The sequence below is a fragment of the Halosimplex amylolyticum genome, assembly GCF_051414035.1.
Taxonomy (GTDB): domain Archaea; phylum Halobacteriota; class Halobacteria; order Halobacteriales; family Haloarculaceae; genus Halosimplex; species Halosimplex amylolyticum.
Map to the genome: position 1 here is coordinate 182134 of NZ_JBLKNW010000002.1, position 24570 is coordinate 206703.

The following is a 24570-nucleotide window of genomic DNA, read 5'->3' on the forward strand; positions in this document are numbered from 1 at the left end:
GTGCAGTGGCCGTTTGAATGTTCTGACCGGGGTCGCGAGGCATCGGCCGACGGCGACGGAATCGCGTCAGATTTCGCCGCACCGGCGCCACGCGTTCGTGACTGGCAGATTGCGGACCACTCGCTTGCCGGTTCGCTACGCTTTTGCGGACCGCCTCCGATCATCGACTGTGCCGCTCGAGACGCCGGTCCACGTCGCCAACGAACTCGCCAGGCGCGGATACAACGCCGACCCCGAGGCGGTCACCCTGATCGCCGCCGCGCCGGACCCCGTCAGCGCCCTCGAACGTACACTCGAAACGGTCCCCGACGAGGCGGTCAAACTCACCGCCGAACACGTCAAAGACGCCGTCGAAACCCGATCACGGTCCGGCGAGTCCGTCGGCGACGTCGCCGTCGACGCGCCCGCCGGAACCGACGACTCCGCGCGTTCGGACAACCCCTCTGTTTCGACTGGAGAGACCAGTTCCGAACTGACGGAAGCGGGTACCGACGCTCCACTCGAAACGAAGGGGGTCGACGACGACGCGAGCGGGGAAGCGAGCGAGGGGGACGCTTCGACTGCTGCGGCGGACGTGAACGAGGAACGGGCGACGGGAGCGGAACGATCACCGGAGGGCGGACGGACGCCGGCGGATCCAGACAAGCAGTCGATCGACGTCGAGGGTGACATCTCGAGCACGGGGACCGGGGAGTACTCGGACTTCGTCGCGGTGTTTCGCGACCGCTACGAGAAGCTCTCGAAGCAACTTCGCGGTCGGGTCAACCACCGGCCGACCGACGCTATCGAGTCGATGCCCGGCGGGAGCGAGGCCGCCATGGTCGGGATGGTCTCGGACATCCGGTCGACCGCCAGCGGGCACTGGCTGGTCGAACTCGAGGATACGAACGGGACCTTCCCCTGCCTGGTGATGAAAGACCGCGACATCGCCGATCTGGTCAACGAACTCCTCCTGGACGAGGTGATCGCCGTGGACGGGACGCTCGCCGACGACGGGGGCATCCTCTTCGTCGACTCGCTGTACTTCCCGGAGATCCCGCGCACCCACGATCCGTCGACCGCGGACCGCGAGGTCGAGGCCGCGCTCATCAGCGACGTCCACGTCGGCAGCCAGGAGTTCGAGGCCGACGCCTGGCATCGGTTCACCGACTGGCTGCACACCGCCGACGCCGACCGACTGGAGTACCTCCTCATCGCGGGCGACATGGTCGAGGGCGTCGGCGTCTACCCGGGGCAGGACGAGGAACTCGACATCATCGACATCTACGAGCAGTACGAGGAGTTCAGTGAACTCCTCAAGGAAGTCCCGGGCGACGTGGAGATCGTCATGATCCCCGGCAACCACGACGCCGTCCGCCTCGCCGAACCGCAGCCGGCGTTCGACGAGGAACTGCGGTCGATTATGAGCGCCCACGACGCCCGCATCTCGGGCAACCCCTCTACCGTCACCGTCGAAGGCGTCGACGTGCTGATGTACCACGGCGTCTCCCTCGACGAGGTCATCGCCGAGCTCCCGGACGAGAAGGCCACCTACGACGAGCCGCACAAGCCGATGTACCAGCTCCTCAAGAAGCGCCACGTCGCGCCGCAGTTCGGCGGCCAGACACGGTTGGCGCCCGAGAAAGAGGACCACCTCGTCATGGAGACGGTCCCGGACGTCTTCCACGCCGGACACGTCCACAAACTCGGCTACGGCAAGTACCACAACGTCCTGACGATCAACTCGGGCTGCTGGCAGGCCCAGACGGACTTCCAGGAGCGCATGAACATCGACCCCGACGTGGCTTTCGCGCCCATCGTCTCGCTCGACACGCTCGACCTGCGGATCCACGACTTCGAGTAAACTACCCTTCCCTACTTCGCTCGGGGGCAATGGCCCCACTCGCTCGTTGAGGGGAGGGCTTTCGCATGGACTCCCGTTCTACGCCTCGGTTGAGGCGGGAAGATTGCACTCTCCACTCACGTTCAGCGTCCCGCGATTCAAGCGCACGTCTACGGGTGCGCCTCCGTCGTCTGCGTTTTGCCGACGCCGGAGATACTGAAGGCCGATGTTCTTGGAAGCGTTGTAGTCGGCGTGGTTCCGGTAGCCACAGTCCTGACACTCGAAGTCCTCGCCGTTGCGGTTGTCGTCGTGGGTAAACCCACAGGTCGAACATCGCTTCGAGGTGTTCCGTGGATCTACTTGGACGGCTTCGATGCCCTGCTCTCTGGCTTTGTAGGCGACGTACTCGTAGAGACGACGGAACGCCCAGAGATGGTGCCACGACGCCTGTGGGACGTTTTCACGAATGTCGGTCAAGTCCTCGAACACGATATGCGAACAGTCGTGTTCGGCGGCTTCGGCGACGATCTCGTTGGCGACACGATGCAGGAACATCTCGAAGCGTCCGTCCTCCTTGCGTTCGACACCCGCGATCGCATCGTGGGCGGCTCGTGTCCCGCACTGTTGGAGGTCGCCACGCCGATTCTCGTACTCTCGTTTCCAGTGGTTAAACTCGTCTGCCGACCAGAACCGCCCGGTCGAAGCGACCGCGAGTTGATTCACACCGAGGTCCACACCGAGGACTGTTCTGTGCCCGGTCGTGGAGTCGGTGTCGTCGTCCTCTTTGAGCATCGACGCATGGAGATACCAGTCGCCGTCGCGTCGATGCAGTGTTGCCCGCCGAAACTCGTAGTCCTCGTCCGCGACGTACTTCGTCGGCGGTGTCTCGGCATCGTCGGGCAGAATGTAGTCGCACTCGATACGCCCGTCCGGTGTCGAAAGCGAAACATGGTCACGGTGGAACGTGGCGCTTCGCTTGTCGTAGACGGCGGTACCAGCCGTGAACGTTGGACGGGACGTCTCTTGGCCGATTTTGAGCCGTTCGACGCCACTTTTGACGGCTTCGACAGCTTGGCGAATCCCTTTCTGGACGAGATTCGCGGTCAGCTCCGTGTCCTGGCGGAGTTGGTCGTACAGCGCATCGTCGGCCTTGGCTTTCGATGTGACGTGGTAGCCGTCGTCGCCGTGCCAGCACCACTCGCTCGCGGTGTTGGCACAGTATTTGAATTGCTCGACAGTCTCCCGCAGGTGTGTATCCGCGCCTTCGGGCGTGTCGAGCTTGATAACGGCGGTACGACGGTACTTCACGATATCTTCACATGTATGCTTGTAGTTACTTAATAGCTGGGAGTTAGCAGCCACTAGTCTGGCGGCTGATTAGTACCAGGTCGGTTTCCTCCCCACCCTACCGCTTGTGCTTCCGCCAGGGCCGAAAGCCCGGTGCTCCTTGAGGGTGGGGCCTCCACCTCGAATTAGGTGACAGCGGGCGAACGGGCGCAACGCGGGCGCCCGAACCCCCGGTTTCGGGTCGAACCGTCCGGTCGACCAGCCTGCGACGTTTCGTGACCGATCAGCCCAGCAGCGGCGTCTCCTCGCCGGCGACGACGAGGACGAGCCCGATCAGCGCGACGGTCGGATACGCGGGATGCGCGGCGGCGAACTCGACGAGTGCGACAACGGTGTCGACGTCGGCGGCGACAGTCATAGTGTTCGCCCCCGACTGACCTGGGACAGAGAGCCCGTGTGGTGTGGTGATGCTCGCGGCGGTGACGGCCACCACGCACCAGACCGCCACCAGCCCGGCGATCCGGAGCGTCTGCCCGTCGAGAATCGTTCCCGTACCGGGTTCGCCGCCGAGTCGCGCCATCGAGCGTGTCCAGACGGCACGACCGCATAAATCTACGTCAGACACGATTCGAAACGGCCGATCTATCGAACGTTCGTGAGCGACGGCGCGACGGTGCCCCACGACGTGACATCGCTAGCTCCCGAGAACAGGTGTTTCGTCGCCGGCGACGACCAGCACGACCCCGACCAGCACTGCGGCCGGGTAGGCGGGGTGGGCGGCGGCGAACTCGACGAGCGCGCCGACGGTGCTCACGTCGGCCACGGACGCAGCCGTCTGGCTCCCGGCCTCGGCGGTGACGGCGAGGCCGTACTCGGTGGAGACGCTTACTCCCGCGACGCCGGCGGACAGCAGGGCCGTGAGCAGGCCGACCACCCGGAGCACCTCCGCGCTGACGGTCGCGACCAGTCGACTGCCGATTCCGGTGCGACTCATTGGGTGAGTCCGACGAACTGGACCCGTATGAAGACGCGTCAGACGTGCGTCAGACGCCGATTTCGAGAGACCCCTTCCTTTCAGGTGCAACCGAGACGGCCGGGATCGCTTCGACGGGACAGCGAACCGGTTCGGATGGGCACGAAATCCTGCCGGAATCGGCGACAGCGGGCGGTATTGGCCCGCTTGAGGGAACTTATGTGTGTAGCGTCCCTCTGCTCGTCGTATGTCCGACGACTGGGATCCGGCGACCGAGGCACTACACGTAGGGCAGGAAGAACCGGACGCGGCCACCGGCGCTCGCGCGCCGCCGATCTATCAGACGACGTCGTACGTCTTCGAGGACGCCGACGACGCCGCCGCGCAGTTCGCTCTCGAGAAGCCGGGCCACATCTACTCGCGGCTGATGAATCCGACGAACGCGATGCTCGAAGAGCGGATCGCGGCGCTGGAGAACGGCGTCGCCGCCGTCGCCACCTCGTCCGGGATGGCGGCGCTGAATCTCGCGACGTTCATGCTCGCGGACGTCGGCGACAATATCGTCACCGCCTCGTCGCTGTACGGCGGCACCTACACCTACTACACCCACACCGCGCCGCGGATGGGCGTCGAGGCGCGCTTCGTCGACACGCTCGATTACGAGGCCTACGCGGACGCCATCGACGACGACACCGCCTACGTCCACTTCGAGACCATCGGCAACCCGGCGCTCGTGACGCCGGATATCGAACGCATCGCCGACATCGCCCACGACCACGGCGTGCCGCTGTTCGTCGACAACACGTTCGCGACGCCGCACCTCTGCCAGCCGCTCGACCACGGCGCGGACCTGGTGTGGAACTCGACGACGAAGTGGATCCACGGCCACGGCACGACCGTCGGCGGCGTACTCGTCGACGGCGGCTCGTTCCCCTGGGACGAGCACGCCGACAAGTTCCCGGAGATCGCGGAGCCGAACCCCGCCTACCACGGCGTCAACTTCCGCGAGCGCTTCGGCGACGCCGCGTTCACCTACGCCGCGGTCGCCCGCGGCCTGCGCGACCTGGGGAGCCAGCAGTCGCCCTTCGACTCGTGGACGACCATGCAGGGTCTCGAGTCGCTCCCGATGCGGATGGACCGCCACTGCGAGAACGCCCAGACCGTCGCCGAACACCTCGCCGACCACCCCGAGGTCTCGTGGGTCACCTACCCCGGCCTCGACGACCACGAGACCCACGACGAGGCAAGCGAGTACCTCGACGGCGGCTACGGCGGCATGATAACCTTCGGCCTGGAGGCCGGCTACGACGCCGCCCGTTCGACGGTCGAGTCGACGGAGATCGCCTCCCTGCTCGCGAACGTCGGCGACGCGAAGACGCTGATCATCCACCCCGCGTCGACCACGCACCAGCAGCTAAGCGACGACGAGAAGGCAGCCGCCGGCGTCACCGACGACATGGTCCGCCTGTCGGTCGGCGTCGAATCCGTCGACGACATCGTCGCCGACCTCGACCAGGCCATCGAGACCGCGACGCAGTAGCGCGCCGGCTCACTCCGATTCCCCGACCGACTTTTATAGATCAAGTGCATCGGTTGGGGGTATCGCATGGACGACGGCCTCGAGCCGGGAACGACTGCCAACCAGGCGTTTTTCGAGACGCTCGTCTCGTCTGTCGACGCGGGGATCGTGGCCTGCGACGATGATGGACGGATAGTGTTCGCCAACGAAGCGGTCGAGACGACGCTCGGCGTCGGTGAGACGTCGCTCGTCGGCACCGGGATCGGCGAGACGCCGCTGGTCGACGCCGCGTCGGGGGCCGAGTGGGTCGACGCGCTCGCGGAACCGACGACGTTCGAGCGGGTGATCGAGCGCGACGCCGACGGGGGTTCGGTCTTCGACGGGGGGCTACCGGGCAGCGGGGGCGCACCGGTGATGCCGGACGGCGACGACGGCGCGCTGTCCGTCGACGTCGCCGAGGCGAGAGAAGTCGCCGTGGAAGTGACCGCGAAACCGGTTGCGGTGGCCGGCGAGCCCCACGCGTTGCTGACCGTCCGGGACGTCACCGAGCGCACGCTCCTCGAACGCGAGAGCAACATCCTCGACACCGTCTTCGAATCGATCCCCGTCTACCTCTACATCAAGGACGAGGAGGGACGACACGTGCGAGTGAGCGATTACAACCCGGAGGCACGGGACTACGTCGGCGAGACCGACCTGGATATCTGGGGCGAGGATGGACGCGAGAGCTACGAGGACGACATGCGCGTCATCGAGGAAGGCGAGGCGATCATCGACAAAGTGAGCACGGACCCGGAGTGGAACTACTTCTTCGTCACGTCGAAGGTGCCGTGGCGCGACGAGACGGGCGAGATCCGCGGGCTGATCGGCCTCACGCACGACCTGAGCGAGTGGAAGCGCCAGGAACGACAGCTCGAACGCCAGAACGAACGACTGCGGACCGTCGCGAGCGTCATCTCTCACGACATCCGCAACCCGCTCCAGGTCGCGTCGGGCCACCTGGGCCTGGCGAACGAGAAGTACGAGAGCGACAACCTCGACGCAGCCGCCGACGCGCTCGACCGGATGGCCGCGCTGCTGGAAGAACTGCTCGAACTGGTCCGCCACGGCCAGTGGGTCGAGGACCCCGACGCGGTCTCCCTGGAGTCGGTCGCCACGGACTGCTGGGCGACCGCCACCGGCGACGCGGGAACGCTGACGTTCGACTACGACCTCACGCTGGAGGCAGACTCGGCGCGACTCCGACAACTCCTCGAGAACCTCTTCCGGAACGCGGTCCTCCACGGCGGCGACGACGTCACGGTCAGGATCGGCCCGCTCGGCGACTGGTCGGGTTTCTACGTCGCGGACGACGGCCCGGGCATCCCCGACGACGAGCGCGAGAAAGTGTTCGAGTCGGGCTACACGACCTCCGACGACGGGACCGGGTTCGGACTCGCCATCGTGCAGGTCATCGCGGAGGCCCACGGCTGGCGCGTCACCGTCGGCGACGACGACGGCTTCCCCGGGCCGGACGACGCCCCCGGTGACCACCGTCCGCTCGGTGGGGCGCGGTTCGAGTTCCGCGGCGTCGAGTTCGTTTAGTCCAGGACGTCTTCGCCTTCGAGGACGTCCTGCAGATCGGCCATCGTCTCGACGATGGTGTCACAGGCCGGCGCGACGGCCGGCTTCGGGTCGAAACCGACGGCGAGGCCGGCGACCGACAGCATCGGGAGGTCGTTGGCGCCGTCGCCGACGGCGATGGTGTCCGCCCGGTCCTCGCCGACGGCGGCCGTGAGAACTTCGAGCGCGTCGTCTTTGGTCCCCTCGATGAGCGGGCCGTCGACCGCGCCGGTCAGCACTCGCGAGCGCTGCCCGCTCGTGTCTTCCGAGGCGCTCCGCGCCTCGCTCTTCCCGTCGGCGACGGGAAGTCGATTGGCGACGATGGCGTCGACCTCGACGCCCTCTTTTTCGAGTGCAGCGGCGACGCCGCGTTCGAATCCCCCGGTGAGGATGGCCACGAAGACGCCGGCCTCTCGGAGCGCGGCGATCACGTCCGCCGCACCGGGACGAAGTTCGACCTGGTCGAAGGCGGCCTGTGCGTCCTCGTCCGGCAGATCCTCCAGTAGCGCGCAGCGCTGGCGGAGGCTCTCGGCGTACTCTATCTCGTCGTTCATCGCCCGCTCGGTGATCTGGGCCATGTCCTCGGCGGTGCCGTTCTGGCGGCCGAGGAGGACGGTCATCTCCGAGTCCGAGAGGGTCCCGTCGAAGTCGAACGCGACTACGGTCATGGCTCACCCGTTCGATACGGGGGGATTCAAACCCCCCGGTTTCGGGTGGAACGGACGCATCGCTGGAGGCGCGGGAACAGGGACCGCGGCCGGCGCTGCGACGGGGTCAGTCGTCGCGGACCGGGACGGAGAGAGTCAGTCGTCGCGGACCGGGACGTAGATCTCCCGGTCGGAGACGGTCGAGGGGTCGTGGCGGGTTTCGTAGCGTTCGAAAATGGGGGTGTGGACGTCCTCGTCGTCGTAGTCGAGGTCTTCCTCGTGGATGGTGAGGACCATCTCGTCGACGGTCTCGTACTCGGGACGCAGGACGGCGTAGGTGGCCTGGGGGATCTCGACGACGGTCAGTTCCGGCGAGAGATCGTCGGCGGAGTCGACCTCCCGGCCGGCGACGTAGGTGAACTCGCCGCTGTCGGCGTCGACGTCGAACATGACCGCGTAGTGGTCGGTACCGACAGCGTGTTCCTCGAGGTCCTCGGCGTAGTCGTCGAGCGAGGCCCACAGGGCGGCCTCGTCGACCTCGGTGCCGCGGTGGCCGACCCCCGCGACGAGGAAGTTACCGTGGCGTTCGGTCTCCGACTCGTGTGTGTCGAGTACCATACGCTCGATTGGGGTGGAACCCGCTTACGTCCCCGGAATCGGGGGATAACTCGACGAACAGGTCGCGCCCAGCCCGCACGTACTCGCATCCACTCCTTGCAGGTTCAACCGCGGTAATACGCCCTTACGGACGACTCACCGGAAGACTCACTCCGTCCGTCTTCCGAGCCCTGTCTCACTGCGTTCGACAGGACCCCGTTCGCATACGTCGACGGAATCGTCGCTACTCACGGCTGCGGCGGGTCGCCGTCGTAGCCGTCGACGTCCAGGTGAGACCACCTTTTTCTCCTCGGGGTCGCTCCGCGACCCACTCGTCGAAAGACGTGGACGAAAGGCCGGACGCTCACTGCGTTCGCGTCCGGTGAGCGGCCTTACGGGCGCGGTGGGTCGCCGTCGTAGCCGTCGACATCTTGGTAGAAGTTCAGGAGCGCGAACTTCAGCTTCTCGGGGTCGATATCGACCATCTCGCGGCGGTCCTCCGGGGGGAAGGTGCCCCGGACCGAGTAGTCGCGCATCTCGACCTCCGAGCGCTCGGTGTAGCGCCTGTCCAGGAGGATGCGGGCGCCGAAGTCCTCGGGCGAGCGGACGACGCGGCCGAGCGCCTGGCGGGTCTTCCGGACGGTCGGGATCTCGACCGCGTAGCGCCAGCCCGCCCCCTCGTCGTCGTTCGTGCGGCCGCTCGCGCCGCCGCGGCCCTGTTCGTCGTCCTCGCCGAAGGCGGCGTCGTAGGCTTCCTGGACGGCGTCCATGCGGTCGTCGAGGTGCGGGTAAGGGACGCCGACGACGACGACGGTGCGGGCGTCGTCGCCGTCGAAGCTGACCCCCTCCGCGAGGGTGCCCCACAGCGACGTGAAGAGGACGGCGCCGTCGTCGCTGGTGAACGCCTCGCGGAGGTCCTTCGCGGAGGTGCCCGGGCGGTCGAGGTACGTCGCCCCGCCGGCGTCGACTCGCTGGTGGTAGCGCTCGGCCTCGCTGTAACTCGGGAAGAAGGCGAGCGTGTTGCCGGGCGTGATGCGGGCGGCGTCTTCCAGCACCTCGGCGACGGTCGACTGCACCTCCATGTCGTCGCGCTTGCTGGCGAAGAGGGCGGGACCGTCGACGGCGTAGGTGCGGCGGCGCTCCTCGGGGAACTGCGGCCCGTAGGCGAGCGTCTCCGGCTCGTCCAGCCCGAGGACGTCCTCGGTCACGTCGAACGGCCGCAGGGTCGCGCTCATCAGGACGCCCGCGTAGAGGTCGCCGAACAGCTCCGCGGTGACCGAACTCGGGATGCAGGTGTACAGCTCCGCGCGGCCGTAGATCTCGCCGGCCTCGTGGGGGCCTCCCTCTTCCGCACGCCTGACGCTCACCACTGGGTACTGGCCCTCGGCGGCGGACTCGTCGAGCCAGTCCTCGACGAAGGAGGCGGCCTGGAGCGTCTGGCACTCCTGGCGGGAGGTCGTCTCGCCGTTCTTGTAGGCCTCCTCGTAGCGCTGGTCGAGTTCCCGCCCGAGGTCGAGCGTCCGATCGAGTTCCGTCCGGAACCCCGGGCCGGAGTAGTGCTGCAGAAAGGCGAGCGTCAGGTCGTCGCGGGCGTCGTCGTTGTCGATGGACAGATCGTACCAGTGCTCGTCGACGCCCTCGCGCTCGCCGAAGGAGAAGGCCTCCTGGTAGGCATCGACCAGCGCGTCGCGGAAGGTGGTGAGGACGTTCAGCGCGGCGTCTGCGCGGGGGTCCTCGGTCGTCTCCAGCTCGTCGACGGCCTGGTCGAGGGTCGTCTCGGTGAGGGTGCGGCGGGCGTGGTCGCGGGCGGCGTCCTCGACGTTGTGGGCCTCGTCGAAGACGGCGATGACGTCCTCGGGGTCCCGTCCCAGCCACCGGAAGAACTGCTCGCGGATCATCGGGTCGAGCAGGTGGTGGTAGTTGCAGACGACCAGATCGACGCCGTCCATGCCCTCCTTGAGGAGTTCGTAGCCACAGAGCCCCTCGCGGTCGGCGTAGTCGTAGACGTCTTCGGGCGTGCGGACGCCGTCGAACAGCCAGCCGTAGAACTCGTCGGTGTTGGCGGTCAGGTTGCGGTAGTAGTGGTCGCAGACGTTGCGATCTTCGCGGATCTGGCCGATCTCCTCCTCGACGGATTCGAGTTCGTCCATCACCGCCCCGCGGGCGTCGGCGGCCTCGGCGCTGCCGTCCTGACTCTCTTCGAGGAGCGCGCGCTGCTGGGCTTCGAGTTCTGCCCTGTTCTCCTCGGCGTCGACGAGTTCGCGCGTCGTGTCGCGCAGCGCCTGACACTCCTCGTAGCCGACGTCGATGTGGCACATCGAGGCCTTGCCCTGGAAGACGACCGCGCGGATCGGCTCCTGGTCGGTGATCGCGGCGGCCTCGCGGACGAACTGGCGCATCTGCTGGTGGACGTTCGTCGTGATGACCACGGTCTTGCTCGTCTCGCGGGCGTATTCGAGGGCGGGCGCGAGCGCGGAGAGCGTCTTGCCGGTGCCGGTCGCCCCCTCGAAGAGGACGTTCCGGGCGTCCTCCAGCGCGTCGTAGATACTGCCCATCGCCTCGGTCTGGTGGTCGTAGGGCTCGTCGTACGGGAAAAAGCGGAGATAGTCCGGTGGGTCTGACGCGCTCGCCACTGTAGATAGCTGTTTGCGCGCCCGAATAAAAGCCCTAGCCCCATCGCGGCGAAAGTGGTCCGGGGCCCCGCACCGGACGGGCCGCCCGCCGAGCGCTACACCTCGGGTTCGATGTAGACCGTGCGGACGCTCCCGTTCGTCGCCTTCATCTCCTCCTCGATCTCGGTGATGATGGCGTCGAGGTCTCCCCCCTGGAACCCGGGTGCGAACTCCACGTCCGCGGAGACGACGATGCGCTCGGGGCCGAAGTAGACGGTCCGGAAGTCGACGATGCGGTCGACCTCCTCGCGGTCCGTGACGATCGCCCTGAGCTTGCGTTCCTCGTCCTGCGGGAGGCTCTCGCCGAGGATGAGCCGCTTGTTCTCCCAGGCGAGCGCGACGGCGAACACCATCAGCATCCCCCCGATGACCAGTGCGCCGGCGGCGTCGAACAACGGCTCGTCGAACACTCGCGCGAGGGTGATCCCGAGGAGCGCGACGACCAGCCCCAGCAGCGCGATGGTGTCCTCGGTCAGCGCCGTGAGCGTGGTCACGTCGCTGGTCTTGCGGAACGCCTCCCGGATCCCGCCCCAGTCGTTCTCGGCCATCTGTCGGCGCATCTCGGCCCAGGCCTTCTTGAACGCCCAGGACTCGAAGACGATGGCCGCGAGCAGGACCGCGGCGTTGACGTAGAACAGGTCGAACCCGAACGCGGGTTCGTAGCTGAACCCGAGGAACTCGATGGCCCCGCCGGCCTCGGTGCCCCCGTGCGTGAGGACGTGGTACCCGTGTTTCAGCGACTCCCAGCCCGCGATGCCGAAGAGGAACACGGAGACGAGAAAGGCGTAGAAAAACTGCGCCTTCCCGTAGCCGAATGGGTGTTGCCGGTCGGCCTCGCGGCTGCCAAAGCGGAGGCCGATCAGCAGGAACACCTGGTTGCCCGTGTCGGAGATGGAGTGATACGTCTCCGAGAGCATCGATGGACTCGCGGTCAACAGGAACCCGATGAACTTCAGAATCGCGATCGCAGCGTTCGCGAACAACGCCGCGATCACGACGCCTCTGCTACCTGCCATTTCCTGTTGAGTCAACCGGACCGGGCAAAACGCTTGGGTTAGACTCGCGGCGTTTTTGTCCGTCGACGCCCGCCTTCCGGCCGTGATCACTGTCGTCTCGGACACCCACGGCACCGACGGACACCGACTCGAGGGACGGACGCTGGAAGCGGTCCGCGAGGCGGAACTGGTGATCCACGCCGGCGACTTCACGACGGAGACGGTGCTCGAGGCGTTCGAGTCGGAGGCGGGCGCCGACGCGGACGGCGACGGCGCGTTCGTGGCGGTGTACGGGAACAACGACGAAGCGGGGATCCGCGGGCGGCTGGAACCGACGCGGACGGTGGAGCGTGCAGGGCTTCGGTTCGTCGTCGTTCACGGCCACGACCACGACGACACCGCGCTGTCGTTCCTCGGGCGGCAGGAGCGAGCGGACGTCGTCGTGGTCGGGCACTCCCACGAGCCAGGGTGGCGGGAAACGGGGGCGGTGGCGATCCTGAATCCGGGGAGTCACGCCGACCCGCGCTGGTACCGCCCGGCGCACGCGGAACTCGAACCGGCCGAGGAGGGGCGGGAAGGCCGGCTCGTGGCGCCGGACGGGGAGGTCTTCAGCGAGTTCGACCTGCCCGCCACCGGGCGGGAGTGACGGGGGCCGAAGCGGGGCGGCGCGCATTCGTTGCTTCGGACGGGACGGAAAAGTAGACGGCGAAAACTCAAAGGCGGATTTCAGTTAGTGAGGTACCACACCACGAATCCGCCGGCGAGGACGGCGGCACCCCCCAGGAAGAAGAACGCGCCGGGCGGGAGGCCGCCCGCGGCGCCGGTCGCCGCCTCCATGGCGCCGGCGTCGGGGACCGGCGTCGGGGTGTGAGCCGCGGCCGCCGCGCCCTCGCTCTCGGCGGCGCCGTCGCCGCTGGCGAACGAGGGCAGGACGGACCCGCCGGCCAGCGCCTGCACGACGAGGCTGACGACGGCGAGCAGGCCGACGGCGCCGAGGAGTCGCGAGAGGGCCGTGCGGATGCTGGTCGACTTCTCCTGGTCGCCGGCGAAGATGACCAGCGGCTGGTCGGCGGGCGCGTAGACGTCCATCTCCCGACCCTTCTGGGAGTAGGCGGTGTCGACGACTTCGACGGCGCCGGCCTCTTCGAGGTTCTCGAGGTGGTACTGTGCGTTCTGGAGCGAGGTGTCGACTCGCTCGGCGAGTTCGGCCGGCGGGGCGGGGTCCTCGTGGAGTTCGCCCAGGAGCCGGCGGGCGGTCCCGGAGGAGAGCGCAGAGAGGAGGTCGTCGGCGTCGTCGCTCTCGACGCCGACCACCCGCGGCTCCGCGTCGTCCGCGGCGGTGGTGTCGGGTTTGGAGGGCAGCAGCGACATCTCACATCGCGCTTTGCACTGCTGGGGTATCAGTCTTATCACCCGATTGGCGGGTTCGTCGCCGCCGGGCGCGACCGTCACCGCGGGACGGCGCGGGTGCGGCCGCTGCCCGAGCAGCGAGCCCCGACGGAGCAGATGCATCCGCCGAGGGAACGGGCACAGCTATCGACGGAACGGGTAGATCCCCCGACGGGACGGCGGTTCGCCGGTCGGCGGACGGGAGCGGCCGTGCCGAAACCTCTTTGCCCGGCGGGGCGGTAGCCGGGGGCATGCAGATCGGTGATCTGATCTCCGGGTTCTTCGAGGATCCGGTCCTCGTCGCCATCGTCGTCATCCTCCTCGGGTTCGTCTTCCTCGTGTACCTGTTCCTCCGCCGGACCGCACAGGGCTTCAAGGAAGGCATGAACCAGGGCCGCCAGTGACGGCCCGCCGCCTGTAGCGGCCGGGACCGACCGGTTCGTTCCGCTCGCCGCTCAGGCGATCGCTCGCTCGATCCCTTCGAGCGCGCGGTCGATATCTTCGTCGTCCACGTCCCAGTGCGTACAGAAGCGCACGCGATGTTCGCCGAAGGCGACGCAGCCGACGCCTTCGCCCTCGCAGGCGGCGACCACGTCGTCGGCCGGCTGGTCCGTCCCCGCGACGACGATGTTCGTCTCCGGTTCGGGCGCCTCGACCCCCTTGATGTCGTCGAGGCCGGCGGCGAGCCGTCGCGCCCGTTCGTGGTCCTCGGCGAGGCGGTCGCGGTTGTCCAGCGCGAGCAGGCCGGGTGCGGCGAGGATCCCGGCCTGGCGCATCCCGCCGCCCATGAGCTTGCGGACGCGATGGGCGCGCTCGACGAACGCCTCGCTCCCCGCCAGCACCGATCCGACGGGCGCGCCGAGCCCCTTCGAGAGACAGACCATCACCGAGTCCACCTCGCGGGTGAATCGCTCGGCGGGGACCTCCAGCGCGGCGGCGGCGTTGAACAGGCGCGCGCCGTCGAGGTGGACGGGGACGCCACGCTCGCGGGCGGCGGCGGCCGCGGCGTCGATCCGTTCGGGCGCGATGGCGGTGCCGCCCTTGCTGTTGTGCGTGTTCTCCAGCGCGAGCAGGCCCGTGCCGGCCCGGTGGCCGTCCGCTGCGACGTAGGCGTCCCGGACCTGTTCGGGGGTGACGACGCCGCGTTCGTCGCCGTCGACGGGGCGGGCCTGGACGCCGGAGTGCTGGGCGACGCCGCCGAGTTCCCACTTGTAGACGTGGCTCTCGCGTTCGAGGATCGCTTCTTCGCCGCGGTCGGTGTGCGTCCGGACGGCGACCTGGTTGCCCATCGTCCCCGAGGGGATCAAAAGCGCGTCCTCGGTCCCGAGCACGTCGGCGACGCGGGCTTCGAGTTCGTTGACGGTCGGGTCCTCGCCGTAGACGTCGTCGCCGACCTCCGCGTCCCGGGCGGCCGCCCGCATCGCGTCGTCGGGTCTCGTGACGGTGTCGCTGCGCAAGTCGATCATGCCCTCCGGTTCGCGCTCGCCAGGGAAATAGGTGGCTCGACGCGACCACCACCGGGAGGCGGTGGAACAGACCGACCGTTCAGTACTGGTCGACGAGGTCGGTCGGCGAGACCTCCGTCCCGTTGTAGTCGATGCGGAAGTCGGCGTCGCCGCCGGTCCGCTGGAAGTCGGTCACGTCGCCGGTGACCGCGTAGGTGTCGCCGTAGCCGGCGTTCCCGGTGAAGCCGTCCACGGTGACGGTCCCGTCGCCGTTGTCGGTGACGCTGTCGTTCCCCGCGGCGGAGCGCTTGTCGCCGGCGTTGGTGATCGGCCGGGCGACCCCGTCGACGGTGAACTCGTAGTCGACCTCGCCGGACTCGGTGGCGACGACCGCCAGGAGGTCGGTGGAGGGCGAGGTGTCCTCCAGGATCCGCCACTCGGACTCCCGGAGCACGTAGTCGCCGGGCCCGCCGGTCTGGGTGAACGACGTGACTGCCCCGTCGACGGCGTAGACGTCGCTGTAGCCCGGGTTGCCGGTCGACCCGGTGGCCGTCCACGTCCCGTCGCCGTTGTCGCTGATCGCGTCGTTGCCGCCGGGGGTGGCGCCCCGCCGGTCAGAGAGTGTGACCGCGCGCACGGGCCCGTCGACGGTGAACTCGTAGTCCACGGCGCCGTCGGTCGCGCCCACGATCTCGATACAGCGGTCCTGGCAGCTCTCCTTGCCGAGGAGGTACTTGTCGGCCGCGGGGTTGCGCACGTAGTGAGTGGTGTAGTTGAGGTCGTAGGAGATCTCGAAGGCCTCGATGACTTTTCCCTCGTTGTCCCCCGTCCCGCGATAGACGCCGGGGACGTCGGTCGGCGGGCCATCGTAGTGGTAGACGTTCTCGGTGGTGCCGTCCACGAGGTGGAGGTCGACGGTCGAGATGAGGCTGTCCGGCGTGGCGTCGACGTCCGTGAACTCCGTCCCCCGGACGGTCACGCGCGAGTCGGTGAACGTGATCGCCTTCGCTCCCGGATCACAGCCGGTCGGATCGTTCGAGAACGTCCGATCGTTTCCGTTCGGGTCGGTGAACGTGACCGACTCGACGACGCGGCCGGGCGCGCCGAAGCGGTCCGGCGTCCCCTGTCCGATCGAGACGAAACTGCCGTCGCCGAAGACGGCCCGAGCGCCCGTCGCGGTGTCCCAGTCGTCGACCCGTACCACGGAGCAATCGATCGTGAACTCCGGGTCGGGCGCCGTTGCAGCCGTTTCACCGGCGCTCCCAGACGTTGCGATCCCCGCGAGGGCCCCCAATGCGCTCGTCGCGAGGAACGTCCGTCTCGTGTTCCGCAGTGGTCGGTCCGTCATAGCACGCTATCCGGGTAGGGTGGTTTCGCTATTTCGTTATAGACTCTCAATCCGGGGGTAGGTTCGGGTTATGGCCGCGAAGATCCCCAGATGCCGACGTCCCGGCGCTTTCCCCCGATCATTGTCATACGATACCTAGTCACAAATTAGCATTTTACTCCTGGCGTATGAGTTTCGAGCGTGACTCGACTGACCGACCACTACGAACTCGTGCGCGAACGGAACGGGTACGAACCGGTCACGGGGGACGTCGGCCCGGTCCCGTCGGCACAGCGGCGGCGCTTCGCGGCCGTGGACGACCCCGGCGTGTTCGACCGCGCCGCCGACCGGCGAACGCTCGTCACGACGGGCGTCGGGATGAGCGGTCCCCCACACCTGGGAACTGTCGGCCAGATCCTGACTGCCCTCGAACTCCAGCGGGCCGGTCTCGACGTCCAGTTCGTGATCGCCGACCTCGAACCGTACCACGACGGCGCGCCGCTGGAGCGGGTACAGTCGCTCGCGGAGCGCTACCGCGAGTTCGTTCGCGATCTGGGGTTCGACCCGGATCGCGGACGGCTCCGTACCCAGTCGGAAGCACGCGACGTGATGCACACGGCCCAGTTGCTGGCGCCGTACTACGACCCGGACTCGTGGACGGATGGCGAGGACGCAGACCGTTCGCCGACGGCGTGGGAGCGGGCCGTCAGCGACGCCTACGAGGCGGTCGGCGGCGAGCGGACCGTCGAACACTCGGGACCGACCTCGGAGGCGGCCCGCACTCACAGCGCCGTCCTCCACGGCGTCGACTTCCTCCACCCGCTGTACGCCGGCGAGTACGAGCAGTTGGTCCTCGCGTTCGGTATCGACGAGCACCACCTGACCCGCATGGCCCGACAGTTCCGCGACGCCGCACCGGTCGAGGGCCGCGTCGCCGGCATCTACACACGGATGATCCCGGGATTCGACGGCGCACCGAAGATGGCGAAGTCTATCCCCGGGTCGGGGATCTCCCTCGACATGTCGCCGGAGACGATCCGCGAGCGGATCGACGGCGACGAGGGCGGCGACCCGGCGGGGTCGCCCGTCTTTCAGGCGATGTGTCTCGCGTCGGGCCACGGCGCCGAGCGTCTCGACGACTTCGAAGCGGCCTGCGAGGTCGGCGGCGCGGAGTGGGAGCGAGCGAAAGCGGAGTACGCGGAGTACGTCGTCGACCTCGCCGAGCGGTGGCGAGCGACGGGGGAGTGACGACCAAGGACCTATCCGCCTCGCCTCGACGCGAAACCGGTTTCACCGTTCCGTCCGAGGAGTTGGGCATGGACCCGCGCGTTCGCGAACACGCCGAGATAATCTGTGACCACTCCGTCGACCTGCAGGCGGGCGACCAGGTCGTCATCGACGCCCACCCCGAGGCCGAGGACCTGGTGACCGCGCTCCACGAGGTCATCGCCGACCGCGACGCCCTGCCGCTGGTCGTCCAGGACCGCATGGGCAAGCGCTTCCAGCGGGCGTTCCAGCGCAACCACGACGGCGACTTCGACCTCCCGGAACACCAGATGGCGCTCTACGAGGAGATGGACGTCTACATCGTGATCCGGGGCAGCGACAACGTCACCCAGACCAGCGACGTCGACCCCGAGGTGTCGACGGCGTACGCGGCCGCCCAGCAGCCCCTGCTGAACGAGCGCCTCTCGAAGCGGTGGTGTCTCACGCAGTACCCCGCGCCCGCCAACGCCCAGCTCGGCCAGATGAGCACCGAGGGCTACGAGAACTTCGTCTGGGACGCGATCATCCGCGACTGGGACGAACAGCGGGAGTTCCAGGAGAACATGGTCTCGATTCTGGACGACGCCGACGAGGTGCGCATCGTCTCCGGCGACTCGACCGACGTGACGATGAGCGTGGCCGGCAACCCGACGCTCAACGACTACGGCGAGCGCAACCTCCCCGGTGGCGAGGTGTTCACCGCGCCCGTCCCCGACAGCGTCGAGGGCGAGGTGTACTTCGACAAGCCGCTCTACCACCAGGGTCGGGAAGTCACCGACGTGCAGTGTACGTTCGAGGGCGGCGAGGTCGTCGACTACGCCGCCGGCAAGAACGAGGAAGTGCTGCGGAACGTGCTGGAGACCGACGACGGGTCGAACCGCCTGGGCGAGCTTGGCATTGGGATGAACCGCGCCATCGACCGGTTCACCTACAACATGCTGTTCGACGAGAAGATGGGCGACACCGTCCACATGGCGGTCGGCCGCGCCTACGAGGACACCGTCGGCGAGGGCAACGAGCAGAACGACTCCGCCGTCCACGTCGACATGATCGTCGACATGAGCGACGAGTCGTTCATCGAAGTCGACGGCGAGGTCGTGCAGCGAGACGGGACGTTCCGGTTCGAAGACGGATTCGAGGAGTGAGTGGCTCGACCGAAATGAGAGCCACTTCTTCCGAGCGGGGAGCGCAGTGACCCGCGAGGACGGCTTCGAGGAGTGAGCGGCGTCAAACCCCGGCCGAAAAGGGCGCCTTACGCGTCTGCGGTGTCGGATTCGCCGTCGAAGTCGAGCAACGGGAGATCGACCTCGATCGCGTCGTACCACACGGTGGGTCGTTTCGACTGTCCGTCGGCCTCGAAGTCGATCAGGCCGAGGGTCTCCAGTTCCGTCAGGTTCCGGTGGACCTGTCGAACGTCGCGCCCGACGAGGCGGGAGGTCTCGCGGATCCCGGTCGGTTCTTCGCGGGCGATGACTCGAAGTAACTCCAGATTCTTCGGCCGCGTCACCTGATGTAACTGGTCGGAGTCGTGGAAGGTGACTTCGAAGTACGGCTCCGGTTCCTCGCCGTCGTCTATCGCGCGGAGCGTCTCTTCGATGCGGTCGCTGTTGCTCCGCTCGAAGCGGATGTGCAGGACGCGTTCTGGCTCGGTGCCCGGGTCAGTTCCAGTCGTGACCATGGTCGTTCACCTCGGATTTGAACCGCCGATACAGGGCAGCGACGCCGTCGAATTCGACGCCGTCGACGTTCCCGTCCTCCCCGTGTCTGTGGTGATGTGGCGCATCGGGATGGTCCGGGAAGTTGTCGTACCTGACTATCGTGTCTCCGTCGAATTCACCGTATTGGAAGCTGTACTTCACTCCGTCCGGGTAGCGATCGGATTCGGGGACGTTCCACGCCTCGACTTCCGCGTACCGTTCGTCGAAGTTCTCCCGCTCTCGGATGAGGAGCGTGGCCGAGTCGTCCCCGTCCATCGGCTGTTGTTACCACCTCCAACGGCATAAGACTGTTGTCGTGCCCTCCAACGGCGGCCGATCCTACCCCACTAGCGCACCGAAGACGGCGCGCTCTATCTTCTGGAGGTGTTCGCCGACGGTGGCGGGCGAGCAGTCGACGACGTCGGCGACGTCCTCGTGGGTGGCCTGTCGCGGGGTTTCGTAGTAGCCGACGGCGACCGCGGCCTCGAGAACTTCCTGCTGGCGCGAGGTGAGTGCGTCGAGGAGGCGACCGCCCTCGGGGTGGTAGTCGCCGGTCTTCTCGATCTCGACGTCGTACTCATCGGGTTCGTCGAACTGGGCGGCGCGAGCGAACGCCTCCTCGGTACCGACGAGGGTGACCCGCTGGCCGCCGTCCTCGGTGATCTCGATGGGCATGTCGCGGACGAGTTCGAGTTCGCGGTCGCGTTCGAGCATGTACTCGACGAGGTCGTTCGTCTCGACGCGGGAGTAGCCCCACGCGCGGTCGTCGTCGCCGTCGGCGACCGTGAACTCGTGGACCTCCGGGGAGTCGGCGAGGATCTGGCGATAGCGGTCGGCGTCGCCCGAGATCTCGGTCAGCAGTGTCACCGTCCCGTCCCCGAGGTCGTCCATCCGGTGGATCGCCTCGCCGGTTACGTCGGGGTCGCGAGCGATGCGCTCGCCGACCGGGTGGAAGCCCTGCCCCTCCTCCGGGGCCACCACCAGTGTGACGTACCGCATGCCCGGATCTACGAGGACGGTCCCTAAGATTCGTCGGTTCTCTCCGGCGGCGAGTGAGTGGCGTACGCTCTGGGCGGGTGCCAGCGTACTCTCTGGGCGGGTGCCAGCGTACTCTCTGAGCGGGCGCCAGTGTGCTCTCCGAGCGGGTGCTGGAGCGCTACTCGGTCGTCGCCGGGCGCCGCCTGCGGCGGACCACGACGAGCGCGAAGCCGACGAGTGCGAGCACGGTCGCGGCGACGGTGGTGACCCAGTAGCCGAACAGCTCGGCGGCGCCGAGGAGGTACGGCGGAACGAGCAGGGCGAGGACGAGGGTCTGCCTGCGCTCGATGCGGCCGAGTCGTTCCCGGAGGGCGGCGTCGTCCATACGTGGCCGGACTGACGCGTCCCTCATGATTCTTTGTGGAATCGTCCCAAGGACGACGTATGGAACGACTCACCGAGGGGGTCTACGCCCTGACGGAGACGATCGAGACCGACGACGGCGAGCGGGCGTTCCACCCGGCGGCCGTCGAGACCGATCGCGGCCTGCTGGTGATCGACGTCGGTCTTCCCGGGCAAGCCGACGCGCTCGCGGCCGAACTCGCCGAGGCGGGGTTCGAGTGGGCGGACGTGTGGGCCGTCGTGCTCACCCACCAGGACGGTGACCACGCGGGCGCGCTCGCGACAGTCCACGAGGAGACGGGCGCAGTCGTCTTCGCCCACGAGGGGTGTGCACCCTACGTCGACGGGCGCGAGGACCCGATCAAGGCCGAGGGCGAGCGCTACCCGCCGGTCCCGGTCGACGTGGAACTGGTGGGCGAGGAACTGTTCCGGACCGCCGCGGGGCCGATGCGGGTCGTATACACCCCCGGTCACGCGCCTGGACACGTGTCGCTGTACCTCCCCGAGCAGCGACTGTTGCTCGCGGGCGACGCGCTGACGGCCGCCGACGGCGAGTTACAGGGGCCCAGCGAACGTTTCACGCTCGACCTGGCCGAAGCGGGTCAGTCGGTCGCCCGGCTGGCCGCGCTGGACGTCGAGCGCGTGCTCTGCTATCACGGCGGCGCCGTCTCGGCGGACGCCGACCGTATCGCGGCGATCGGCTCGTCGATGGTTGACTGAGTCGCGCCGCCGTGGGGCGACGGGTCACTGGCTCCCACCCCTCCGGATTCGCACGAGCGCTGCCGAAAAGACGATCATAATTGTCCAGTATCAATACCGCTCGATCGGGTGCGTCATCCGTGGGGCTGACGCGCGTCTGACACCAGTTTTTCAACTTGTGAGAATCGTTCCGGCAGGTTTATAGGTGGTTGCTACATGTTGTCACACATGGCGCCGGATATGGTCGCTGAAGCCGAGGTGGAAGCGAACGCCGAGGTCATGGCCTCGGTGGAGGACGGTCCCACCGAAACGCTCGTAATCGCCGATATCAGCTGTGACGACGCGTATCTCACAGCGCCGCTCGCCGACGCCGCCACCCTTCCGGAGTGGCGGTAAGCTCTCCGTCGTCTCCTGACTGCCGTTTCGCTCGCTCGTTCGTTTGCTCGCGAGTCTCACCGACGTGACTGACGACAGTCGCCAATGCTTACACTTCCCGAGCGACAGTTTCCGCGTAGACTGTGTCGACAGTGTCGATAGTGTCCTCGCCGGCGTCCGGAGAAAACAAGCGTTATACCGGCTGGCGGGGATCCCACGCCCATGAAGGTACTCGTCACGGACCCGATCGCCGACGCGGGTCTGGACAGATTCCGCGAGGCGGGCCACGAGGTCGAGACAGCCTACGACGTCGAGGGCGACGCGCTCCTCGCCGCCGTGGAGGACGCCGACGCGCTGGTCGTGCGCTCGGGGACGGAGGTCACCGCCGAGGTGTTCGCCGCCGCGCCGAACCTCCAGATCGTCGGCCGCGCCGGCATCGGCGTCGACAACATCGACATCGAGGCCGCCACCGACCACGGCGTCATCGTCGCCAACGCTCCCCAGGGCAACGTTCGCGCCGCCGCCGAACACTCCGTCGCGATGGCCTTCGCCACCGCTCGCTCCATCCCGCAGGCGCACAACCGCCTGCGCGACGGCGAGTGGGCGAAAGGCGACTTCCTCGGGACCGAACTCAACGAGAAGACCCTCGGCGTCGTCGGCTTCGGCCGCGTCGGCCAGGAGGTCGCCCGCCGCCTGGACGCGCTCGGCATGGATCTCGTCACCTACGACCCCTACATCAGCGAGGAGCGCGCCGAACGCTTCGGCGCGGAACTTGTCGACTCGCTGGACGAGTGCCTCGAACGAGCCGATTTCATCACCATCCACACGCCGCTGACCGACGAGACCGAGAACATGATCGGCGAGGAAGAGATCGCCCAGCTCGAGGACGGCTACGTCGTCAACTGCGCCCGCGGCGGGATCATCGACGAGCCCGCCCTCGCCGAGGCCGTCGAAGACGGCATCCTCAAGGGCGCCGCCATCGACGTCTTCGCCGACGAACCCGTCGACCCCGACAACCCGCTGCTGGACGTGGACGACGTGGTCGTCACGCCCCACCTCGGCGCCTCGACGGAGGCCGCCCAGGAGCACGTCGCCACCTCCACCGCCGACCAGATCGTCGCCGCGTTCAACGGCGAGCCCGTGATCAACGCGCTGAACGCCCCCTCGATGGACGAGAGCGCGTTCCCCGCCGTCGAGCCGTACCTCGACCTGGCCGACACGGCCGGTACCATCGCTGTCCAGCTGTTCGGCGGCCACGTCTCCGACGTCGAGGTCTCCTACGCCGGTGACATCGCCGACCACGACACCGAAATCGTGACCGCGACGGCCCTCAAGGGCGTCTTCGAGCGCGCCGTCGAGACGCAGGTCAACGCCGTCAACGCCGAGCGCATCGCCGAGGAGCGCGGCATCGACGTCACCGAGTCCAAGACCAGCTCCGCCGAGGATTTCCAGAGCCTCATCACCGTCACCGTCTCCGACGGCGACCAGGAGGTCAGCGTCTCCGGGACGCAGTTCGCCGGCGACGACGCCCGCATCGTTCGCATCGACGGCTACCGCGTCGACGCCGTCCCGCACGGCCACATGCTCGTCGCCCGCAACGAGGACGTCCCCGGCGTCATCGGCTTCATCGGCACCGTCCTCGGCGAGGCCGACGTCAACATCGCCGGCATGTTCAACGGCCGCGAGACCATCGGCGGCGAGGCGCTCACCGTCTACAACCTCGACGACCCCGTCCCCGAGGAGACGGTCGAGCGCCTGCTCGGCGACGAGCGCGTCATCGATATCACGCAGATCCAGCTCAACGGGCAGTAAGGGCAGTTCTGGGGTTCTTTTGTAGTATCGAAAACGGAGTTCTCCTCCCCACGTGCGACGGCCGCGACTAGCTGGGCAGCGACTAGCTGAGCAGTGCCCGGAGTCGGTCGAGCGGGCCGGTCGAACGGTCGGACGGGCGGTCTCGTTCGGTCGGCTCTCGGTCGACCCGTTCGCTCCGGTGGGCGGCTTCGTCCGCGTCCGGGTGGACTGTGTCGAACTCGTCGGACACGAGTGGTTCGTCGCGGCAGGCGTCACGTTCCTGGAGAACGTGTTCGTAGCGGTCGACGACGTGCTGGAGGTCGCGCTCCTTCGATTCGAGGTCCGCTTCGAGCGTCTCGACTCTCGCTTCGAGCATCGCGATCCGTACCAGATACAGCGTCTCCGGCGTGTGATCGACGGCGCTGTCGGTCGCCTCGATCGCCGGTGCCGGTGCTACGCACGACTCGCCCGCCGACTGGCGGTCGGTGCATGGGACTTCCCCCTGATTGGGTGCGTCGGCGTTTGCGGCCATGCTTTCGAACAGAGGTGACACGCGTGCAAAAAGACCGGGCAGACGGGCACCCGACGCACGTCTGACGATCAGTAGCACACCAGTGCCTTCTTGCGGTTCGTGGCGGCGATGTGATCGTTCTGGCCCGCTCGCTAGCAGTCGGGACAGCAGTCGACAGCAGGCGGTGAACGCCCTCGGCCCGCTCGCTGGCAAAATCTGCTCTCGCCGGGACCGGCAAGCGATGAAACCCCTCGGCCCGCTCGCCTGGAGTTGCGACCGCAGGCAACACCCAGCCTCGAAAGCCCTCGGGACGCTCGGGCGGTCTGTGCGGGATATCCTCGGTCGCTTGCGCTCCCTCGGATAGGGCCCGCGCAGACCGCCCGACCGACCCTCGCCCTTTCAGTCCACCAGGACAGCAGGACCACACCGCACAACACCGCGCCTCACGCCCCCCCCCCCCCCCCCCCCCCCCGACCCTCGCCCTTTCAGTCCACCAGGAGACTCGCTTTGCTCGTCTCCTGAGCCCTGGCTCGCTTCGCTCGCCAGGACACCAGGACCGCATCGCACAGCACCGCG

25 protein-coding genes are annotated in these 24570 nt (G+C 67.7%); 10 read left to right on the top strand and 15 right to left on the bottom strand.

Features of this window, described 5'->3' with window-relative positions:
- The first annotated feature begins 169 nt into the window (after positions 1-169).
- A complete protein-coding gene (locus tag ACMGFE_RS11530; protein ID WP_436925346.1) occupies positions 170-1843 on the top strand; it encodes a DNA-directed DNA polymerase II small subunit in 1674 nt (557 codons plus the stop codon).
- Positions 1844-1921: 78 nt separating this feature from the next.
- Here ACMGFE_RS11530 and ACMGFE_RS11535 read toward each other — a convergent pair whose 3' ends face one another.
- From ACMGFE_RS11535 to ACMGFE_RS11545, 3 genes are all read right to left on the bottom strand, one after another.
- Positions 1922-3130 carry an RNA-guided endonuclease InsQ/TnpB family protein gene (locus tag ACMGFE_RS11535; protein ID WP_436925347.1) on the bottom strand — a complete coding sequence of 403 codons (1209 nt, stop codon included), beginning with the start codon at positions 3128-3130 and terminating at the stop codon, positions 1922-1924.
- Positions 3131-3392: 262 nt separating this feature from the next.
- Entirely contained in the window at positions 3393-3689 is a 297-nt protein-coding gene (locus tag ACMGFE_RS11540; RefSeq protein ID WP_436925348.1) for a hypothetical protein, read from the bottom strand.
- Positions 3690-3803: 114 nt separating this feature from the next.
- A complete protein-coding gene (locus tag ACMGFE_RS11545) occupies positions 3804-4103 on the bottom strand; it encodes a hypothetical protein (protein WP_436925349.1) in 300 nt (99 codons plus the stop codon).
- A gap of 226 nt (positions 4104-4329) precedes the next feature.
- Here ACMGFE_RS11545 and ACMGFE_RS11550 point away from each other — a divergent pair, with 226 nt between their 5' ends.
- Positions 4330-5622: an O-acetylhomoserine aminocarboxypropyltransferase/cysteine synthase family protein gene (locus ACMGFE_RS11550; RefSeq protein WP_436925350.1), complete on the top strand. Its 1293-nt coding sequence runs from the start codon at positions 4330-4332 to the stop codon at positions 5620-5622.
- Between the two features lie 66 nt (positions 5623-5688).
- Positions 5689-7185: a PAS domain-containing sensor histidine kinase gene (locus ACMGFE_RS11555; protein ID WP_436925351.1), complete on the top strand. Its 1497-nt coding sequence runs from the start codon at positions 5689-5691 to the stop codon at positions 7183-7185.
- On the opposite strand, the gene ACMGFE_RS11560 is transcribed toward ACMGFE_RS11555, so the two are convergent.
- From ACMGFE_RS11560 to ACMGFE_RS11575, 4 genes are all read right to left on the bottom strand, one after another.
- Entirely contained in the window at positions 7182-7871 is a 690-nt protein-coding gene (locus tag ACMGFE_RS11560) for an HAD family hydrolase (RefSeq protein ID WP_436925352.1), read from the bottom strand. The genes ACMGFE_RS11555 and ACMGFE_RS11560 overlap by 4 nt on opposite strands.
- A 135-nt stretch (positions 7872-8006) precedes the next feature.
- Positions 8007-8468, bottom strand: a complete 462-nt coding sequence (locus ACMGFE_RS11565) for a GyrI-like domain-containing protein (RefSeq protein WP_436925353.1) — start codon at positions 8466-8468, stop codon at positions 8007-8009.
- A gap of 371 nt (positions 8469-8839) precedes the next feature.
- Positions 8840-11080 (bottom strand): ATP-dependent DNA helicase, encoded by a 2241-nt coding sequence (locus tag ACMGFE_RS11570; RefSeq protein WP_436925354.1) that lies wholly within the window; start codon positions 11078-11080, stop codon positions 8840-8842.
- A gap of 95 nt (positions 11081-11175) precedes the next feature.
- Entirely contained in the window at positions 11176-12135 is a 960-nt protein-coding gene (locus ACMGFE_RS11575) for a cation diffusion facilitator family transporter (protein WP_436925355.1), read from the bottom strand.
- A gap of 82 nt (positions 12136-12217) precedes the next feature.
- On the opposite strand from ACMGFE_RS11575, the gene ACMGFE_RS11580 reads away from it, so the two are divergent.
- Positions 12218-12760, top strand: a complete 543-nt coding sequence (locus ACMGFE_RS11580; protein ID WP_436925356.1) for a metallophosphoesterase — start codon at positions 12218-12220, stop codon at positions 12758-12760.
- Positions 12761-12840: 80 nt separating this feature from the next.
- Here the strand turns inward: ACMGFE_RS11580 and ACMGFE_RS11585 are convergent, their stop codons facing one another.
- The gene (locus tag ACMGFE_RS11585; protein WP_436925357.1) at positions 12841-13485 is read right to left on the bottom strand and encodes an ArsR/SmtB family transcription factor; all 645 of its coding nucleotides are present in this window, start codon (positions 13483-13485) and stop codon (positions 12841-12843) included.
- Positions 13486-13754: 269 nt separating this feature from the next.
- On the opposite strand from ACMGFE_RS11585, the gene ACMGFE_RS11590 reads away from it, so the two are divergent.
- Positions 13755-13907, top strand: a complete 153-nt coding sequence (locus tag ACMGFE_RS11590; protein WP_436925358.1) for a DUF7859 family protein — start codon at positions 13755-13757, stop codon at positions 13905-13907.
- A gap of 51 nt (positions 13908-13958) precedes the next feature.
- Here the strand turns inward: ACMGFE_RS11590 and ACMGFE_RS11595 are convergent, their stop codons facing one another.
- Together ACMGFE_RS11595 and ACMGFE_RS11600 are read right to left on the bottom strand one after the other, a co-directional pair.
- The gene (locus ACMGFE_RS11595) at positions 13959-14969 is read right to left on the bottom strand and encodes a threonine aldolase family protein (RefSeq protein WP_436925359.1); all 1011 of its coding nucleotides are present in this window, start codon (positions 14967-14969) and stop codon (positions 13959-13961) included.
- A gap of 79 nt (positions 14970-15048) precedes the next feature.
- A complete protein-coding gene (locus ACMGFE_RS11600) occupies positions 15049-16296 on the bottom strand; it encodes a hypothetical protein (RefSeq protein WP_436925360.1) in 1248 nt (415 codons plus the stop codon).
- 180 nt (positions 16297-16476) lie between these two features.
- Between ACMGFE_RS11600 and ACMGFE_RS11605 the strand changes: the two genes are divergently transcribed.
- Complete coding sequence (locus ACMGFE_RS11605) at positions 16477-17523, top strand: nucleotidyl transferase family protein (protein ID WP_436925361.1); 1047 nt, start codon at positions 16477-16479, stop codon at positions 17521-17523.
- 68 nt (positions 17524-17591) lie between these two features.
- A complete protein-coding gene (locus ACMGFE_RS11610; RefSeq protein WP_436925362.1) occupies positions 17592-18686 on the top strand; it encodes an aminopeptidase in 1095 nt (364 codons plus the stop codon).
- A gap of 107 nt (positions 18687-18793) precedes the next feature.
- Here the strand turns inward: ACMGFE_RS11610 and ACMGFE_RS11615 are convergent, their stop codons facing one another.
- The 4 genes from ACMGFE_RS11615 to ACMGFE_RS11630 all read right to left on the bottom strand — a co-directional run bounded on the left by ACMGFE_RS11615 (position 18794) and on the right by ACMGFE_RS11630 (position 20601).
- Positions 18794-19219, bottom strand: a complete 426-nt coding sequence (locus ACMGFE_RS11615) for an HVO_A0114 family putative DNA-binding protein (RefSeq protein ID WP_436925363.1) — start codon at positions 19217-19219, stop codon at positions 18794-18796.
- Positions 19200-19514 (bottom strand): toxin-antitoxin system TumE family protein, encoded by a 315-nt coding sequence (locus ACMGFE_RS11620; RefSeq protein WP_436925364.1) that lies wholly within the window; start codon positions 19512-19514, stop codon positions 19200-19202. Before ACMGFE_RS11620 ends, ACMGFE_RS11615 begins: the two co-directional genes overlap by 20 nt.
- A 63-nt stretch (positions 19515-19577) precedes the next feature.
- Positions 19578-20237 (bottom strand): helix-turn-helix domain-containing protein, encoded by a 660-nt coding sequence (locus tag ACMGFE_RS11625; RefSeq protein WP_436925365.1) that lies wholly within the window; start codon positions 20235-20237, stop codon positions 19578-19580.
- Between the two features lie 157 nt (positions 20238-20394).
- The gene (locus ACMGFE_RS11630) at positions 20395-20601 is read right to left on the bottom strand and encodes a hypothetical protein (RefSeq protein WP_436925366.1); all 207 of its coding nucleotides are present in this window, start codon (positions 20599-20601) and stop codon (positions 20395-20397) included.
- Positions 20602-20660: 59 nt separating this feature from the next.
- On the opposite strand from ACMGFE_RS11630, the gene ACMGFE_RS11635 reads away from it, so the two are divergent.
- The 3 genes from ACMGFE_RS11635 (at position 20661) to serA (ending at position 23504) form a co-directional block, all read left to right on the top strand.
- Positions 20661-21338: an MBL fold metallo-hydrolase gene (locus ACMGFE_RS11635; protein WP_436925367.1), complete on the top strand. Its 678-nt coding sequence runs from the start codon at positions 20661-20663 to the stop codon at positions 21336-21338.
- 207 nt (positions 21339-21545) lie between these two features.
- Positions 21546-21713 (top strand): DUF7556 family protein, encoded by a 168-nt coding sequence (locus tag ACMGFE_RS11640; RefSeq protein WP_274321938.1) that lies wholly within the window; start codon positions 21546-21548, stop codon positions 21711-21713.
- A 201-nt stretch (positions 21714-21914) separates the two neighbouring features.
- On the top strand, positions 21915-23504 hold the full coding sequence (gene serA / locus ACMGFE_RS11645) for a phosphoglycerate dehydrogenase (RefSeq protein WP_436925368.1): 1590 nt from the start codon (positions 21915-21917) through the stop codon (positions 23502-23504).
- An 82-nt stretch (positions 23505-23586) separates the two neighbouring features.
- On the opposite strand, the gene ACMGFE_RS11650 is transcribed toward serA, so the two are convergent.
- Positions 23587-24015 carry a hypothetical protein gene (locus ACMGFE_RS11650; RefSeq protein ID WP_436925369.1) on the bottom strand — a complete coding sequence of 143 codons (429 nt, stop codon included), beginning with the start codon at positions 24013-24015 and terminating at the stop codon, positions 23587-23589.
- Positions 24016-24570: the final 555 nt, after the last annotated feature.

Excerpts from the sequence above, each read along its gene's own strand:
- ACMGFE_RS11540 (WP_436925348.1), bottom strand. The coding sequence starts at position 3,689 with ATGGCGCGACTCGGCGGCGAACCCGGTACGGGAACGATTCTCGACGGG.
- ACMGFE_RS11545 (WP_436925349.1), bottom strand. The coding sequence starts at position 4,103 with ATGAGTCGCACCGGAATCGGCAGTCGACTGGTCGCGACCGTCAGCGCG.
- ACMGFE_RS11550 (WP_436925350.1), top strand. The coding sequence starts at position 4,330 with ATGTCCGACGACTGGGATCCGGCGACCGAGGCACTACACGTAGGGCAG.
- ACMGFE_RS11555 (WP_436925351.1), top strand. The coding sequence starts at position 5,689 with ATGGACGACGGCCTCGAGCCGGGAACGACTGCCAACCAGGCGTTTTTC.
- ACMGFE_RS11560 (WP_436925352.1), bottom strand. The coding sequence starts at position 7,871 with ATGACCGTAGTCGCGTTCGACTTCGACGGGACCCTCTCGGACTCGGAG.
- ACMGFE_RS11565 (WP_436925353.1), bottom strand. The coding sequence starts at position 8,468 with ATGGTACTCGACACACACGAGTCGGAGACCGAACGCCACGGTAACTTC.
- ACMGFE_RS11575 (WP_436925355.1), bottom strand. The coding sequence starts at position 12,135 with ATGGCAGGTAGCAGAGGCGTCGTGATCGCGGCGTTGTTCGCGAACGCT.
- ACMGFE_RS11585 (WP_436925357.1), bottom strand. The coding sequence starts at position 13,485 with ATGTCGCTGCTGCCCTCCAAACCCGACACCACCGCCGCGGACGACGCG.
- ACMGFE_RS11590 (WP_436925358.1), top strand. The coding sequence starts at position 13,755 with ATGCAGATCGGTGATCTGATCTCCGGGTTCTTCGAGGATCCGGTCCTC.
- ACMGFE_RS11595 (WP_436925359.1), bottom strand. The coding sequence starts at position 14,969 with ATGATCGACTTGCGCAGCGACACCGTCACGAGACCCGACGACGCGATG.
- ACMGFE_RS11600 (WP_436925360.1), bottom strand. The coding sequence starts at position 16,296 with ATGACGGACCGACCACTGCGGAACACGAGACGGACGTTCCTCGCGACG.
- ACMGFE_RS11610 (WP_436925362.1), top strand. The coding sequence starts at position 17,592 with ATGGACCCGCGCGTTCGCGAACACGCCGAGATAATCTGTGACCACTCC.
- ACMGFE_RS11615 (WP_436925363.1), bottom strand. The coding sequence starts at position 19,219 with ATGGTCACGACTGGAACTGACCCGGGCACCGAGCCAGAACGCGTCCTG.
- ACMGFE_RS11620 (WP_436925364.1), bottom strand. The coding sequence starts at position 19,514 with ATGGACGGGGACGACTCGGCCACGCTCCTCATCCGAGAGCGGGAGAAC.
- ACMGFE_RS11625 (WP_436925365.1), bottom strand. The coding sequence starts at position 20,237 with ATGCGGTACGTCACACTGGTGGTGGCCCCGGAGGAGGGGCAGGGCTTC.
- ACMGFE_RS11630 (WP_436925366.1), bottom strand. The coding sequence starts at position 20,601 with ATGGACGACGCCGCCCTCCGGGAACGACTCGGCCGCATCGAGCGCAGG.
- ACMGFE_RS11635 (WP_436925367.1), top strand. The coding sequence starts at position 20,661 with ATGGAACGACTCACCGAGGGGGTCTACGCCCTGACGGAGACGATCGAG.
- ACMGFE_RS11640 (WP_274321938.1), top strand. The coding sequence starts at position 21,546 with ATGGCGCCGGATATGGTCGCTGAAGCCGAGGTGGAAGCGAACGCCGAG.
- serA (WP_436925368.1), top strand. The coding sequence starts at position 21,915 with ATGAAGGTACTCGTCACGGACCCGATCGCCGACGCGGGTCTGGACAGA.
- ACMGFE_RS11650 (WP_436925369.1), bottom strand. The coding sequence starts at position 24,015 with ATGGCCGCAAACGCCGACGCACCCAATCAGGGGGAAGTCCCATGCACC.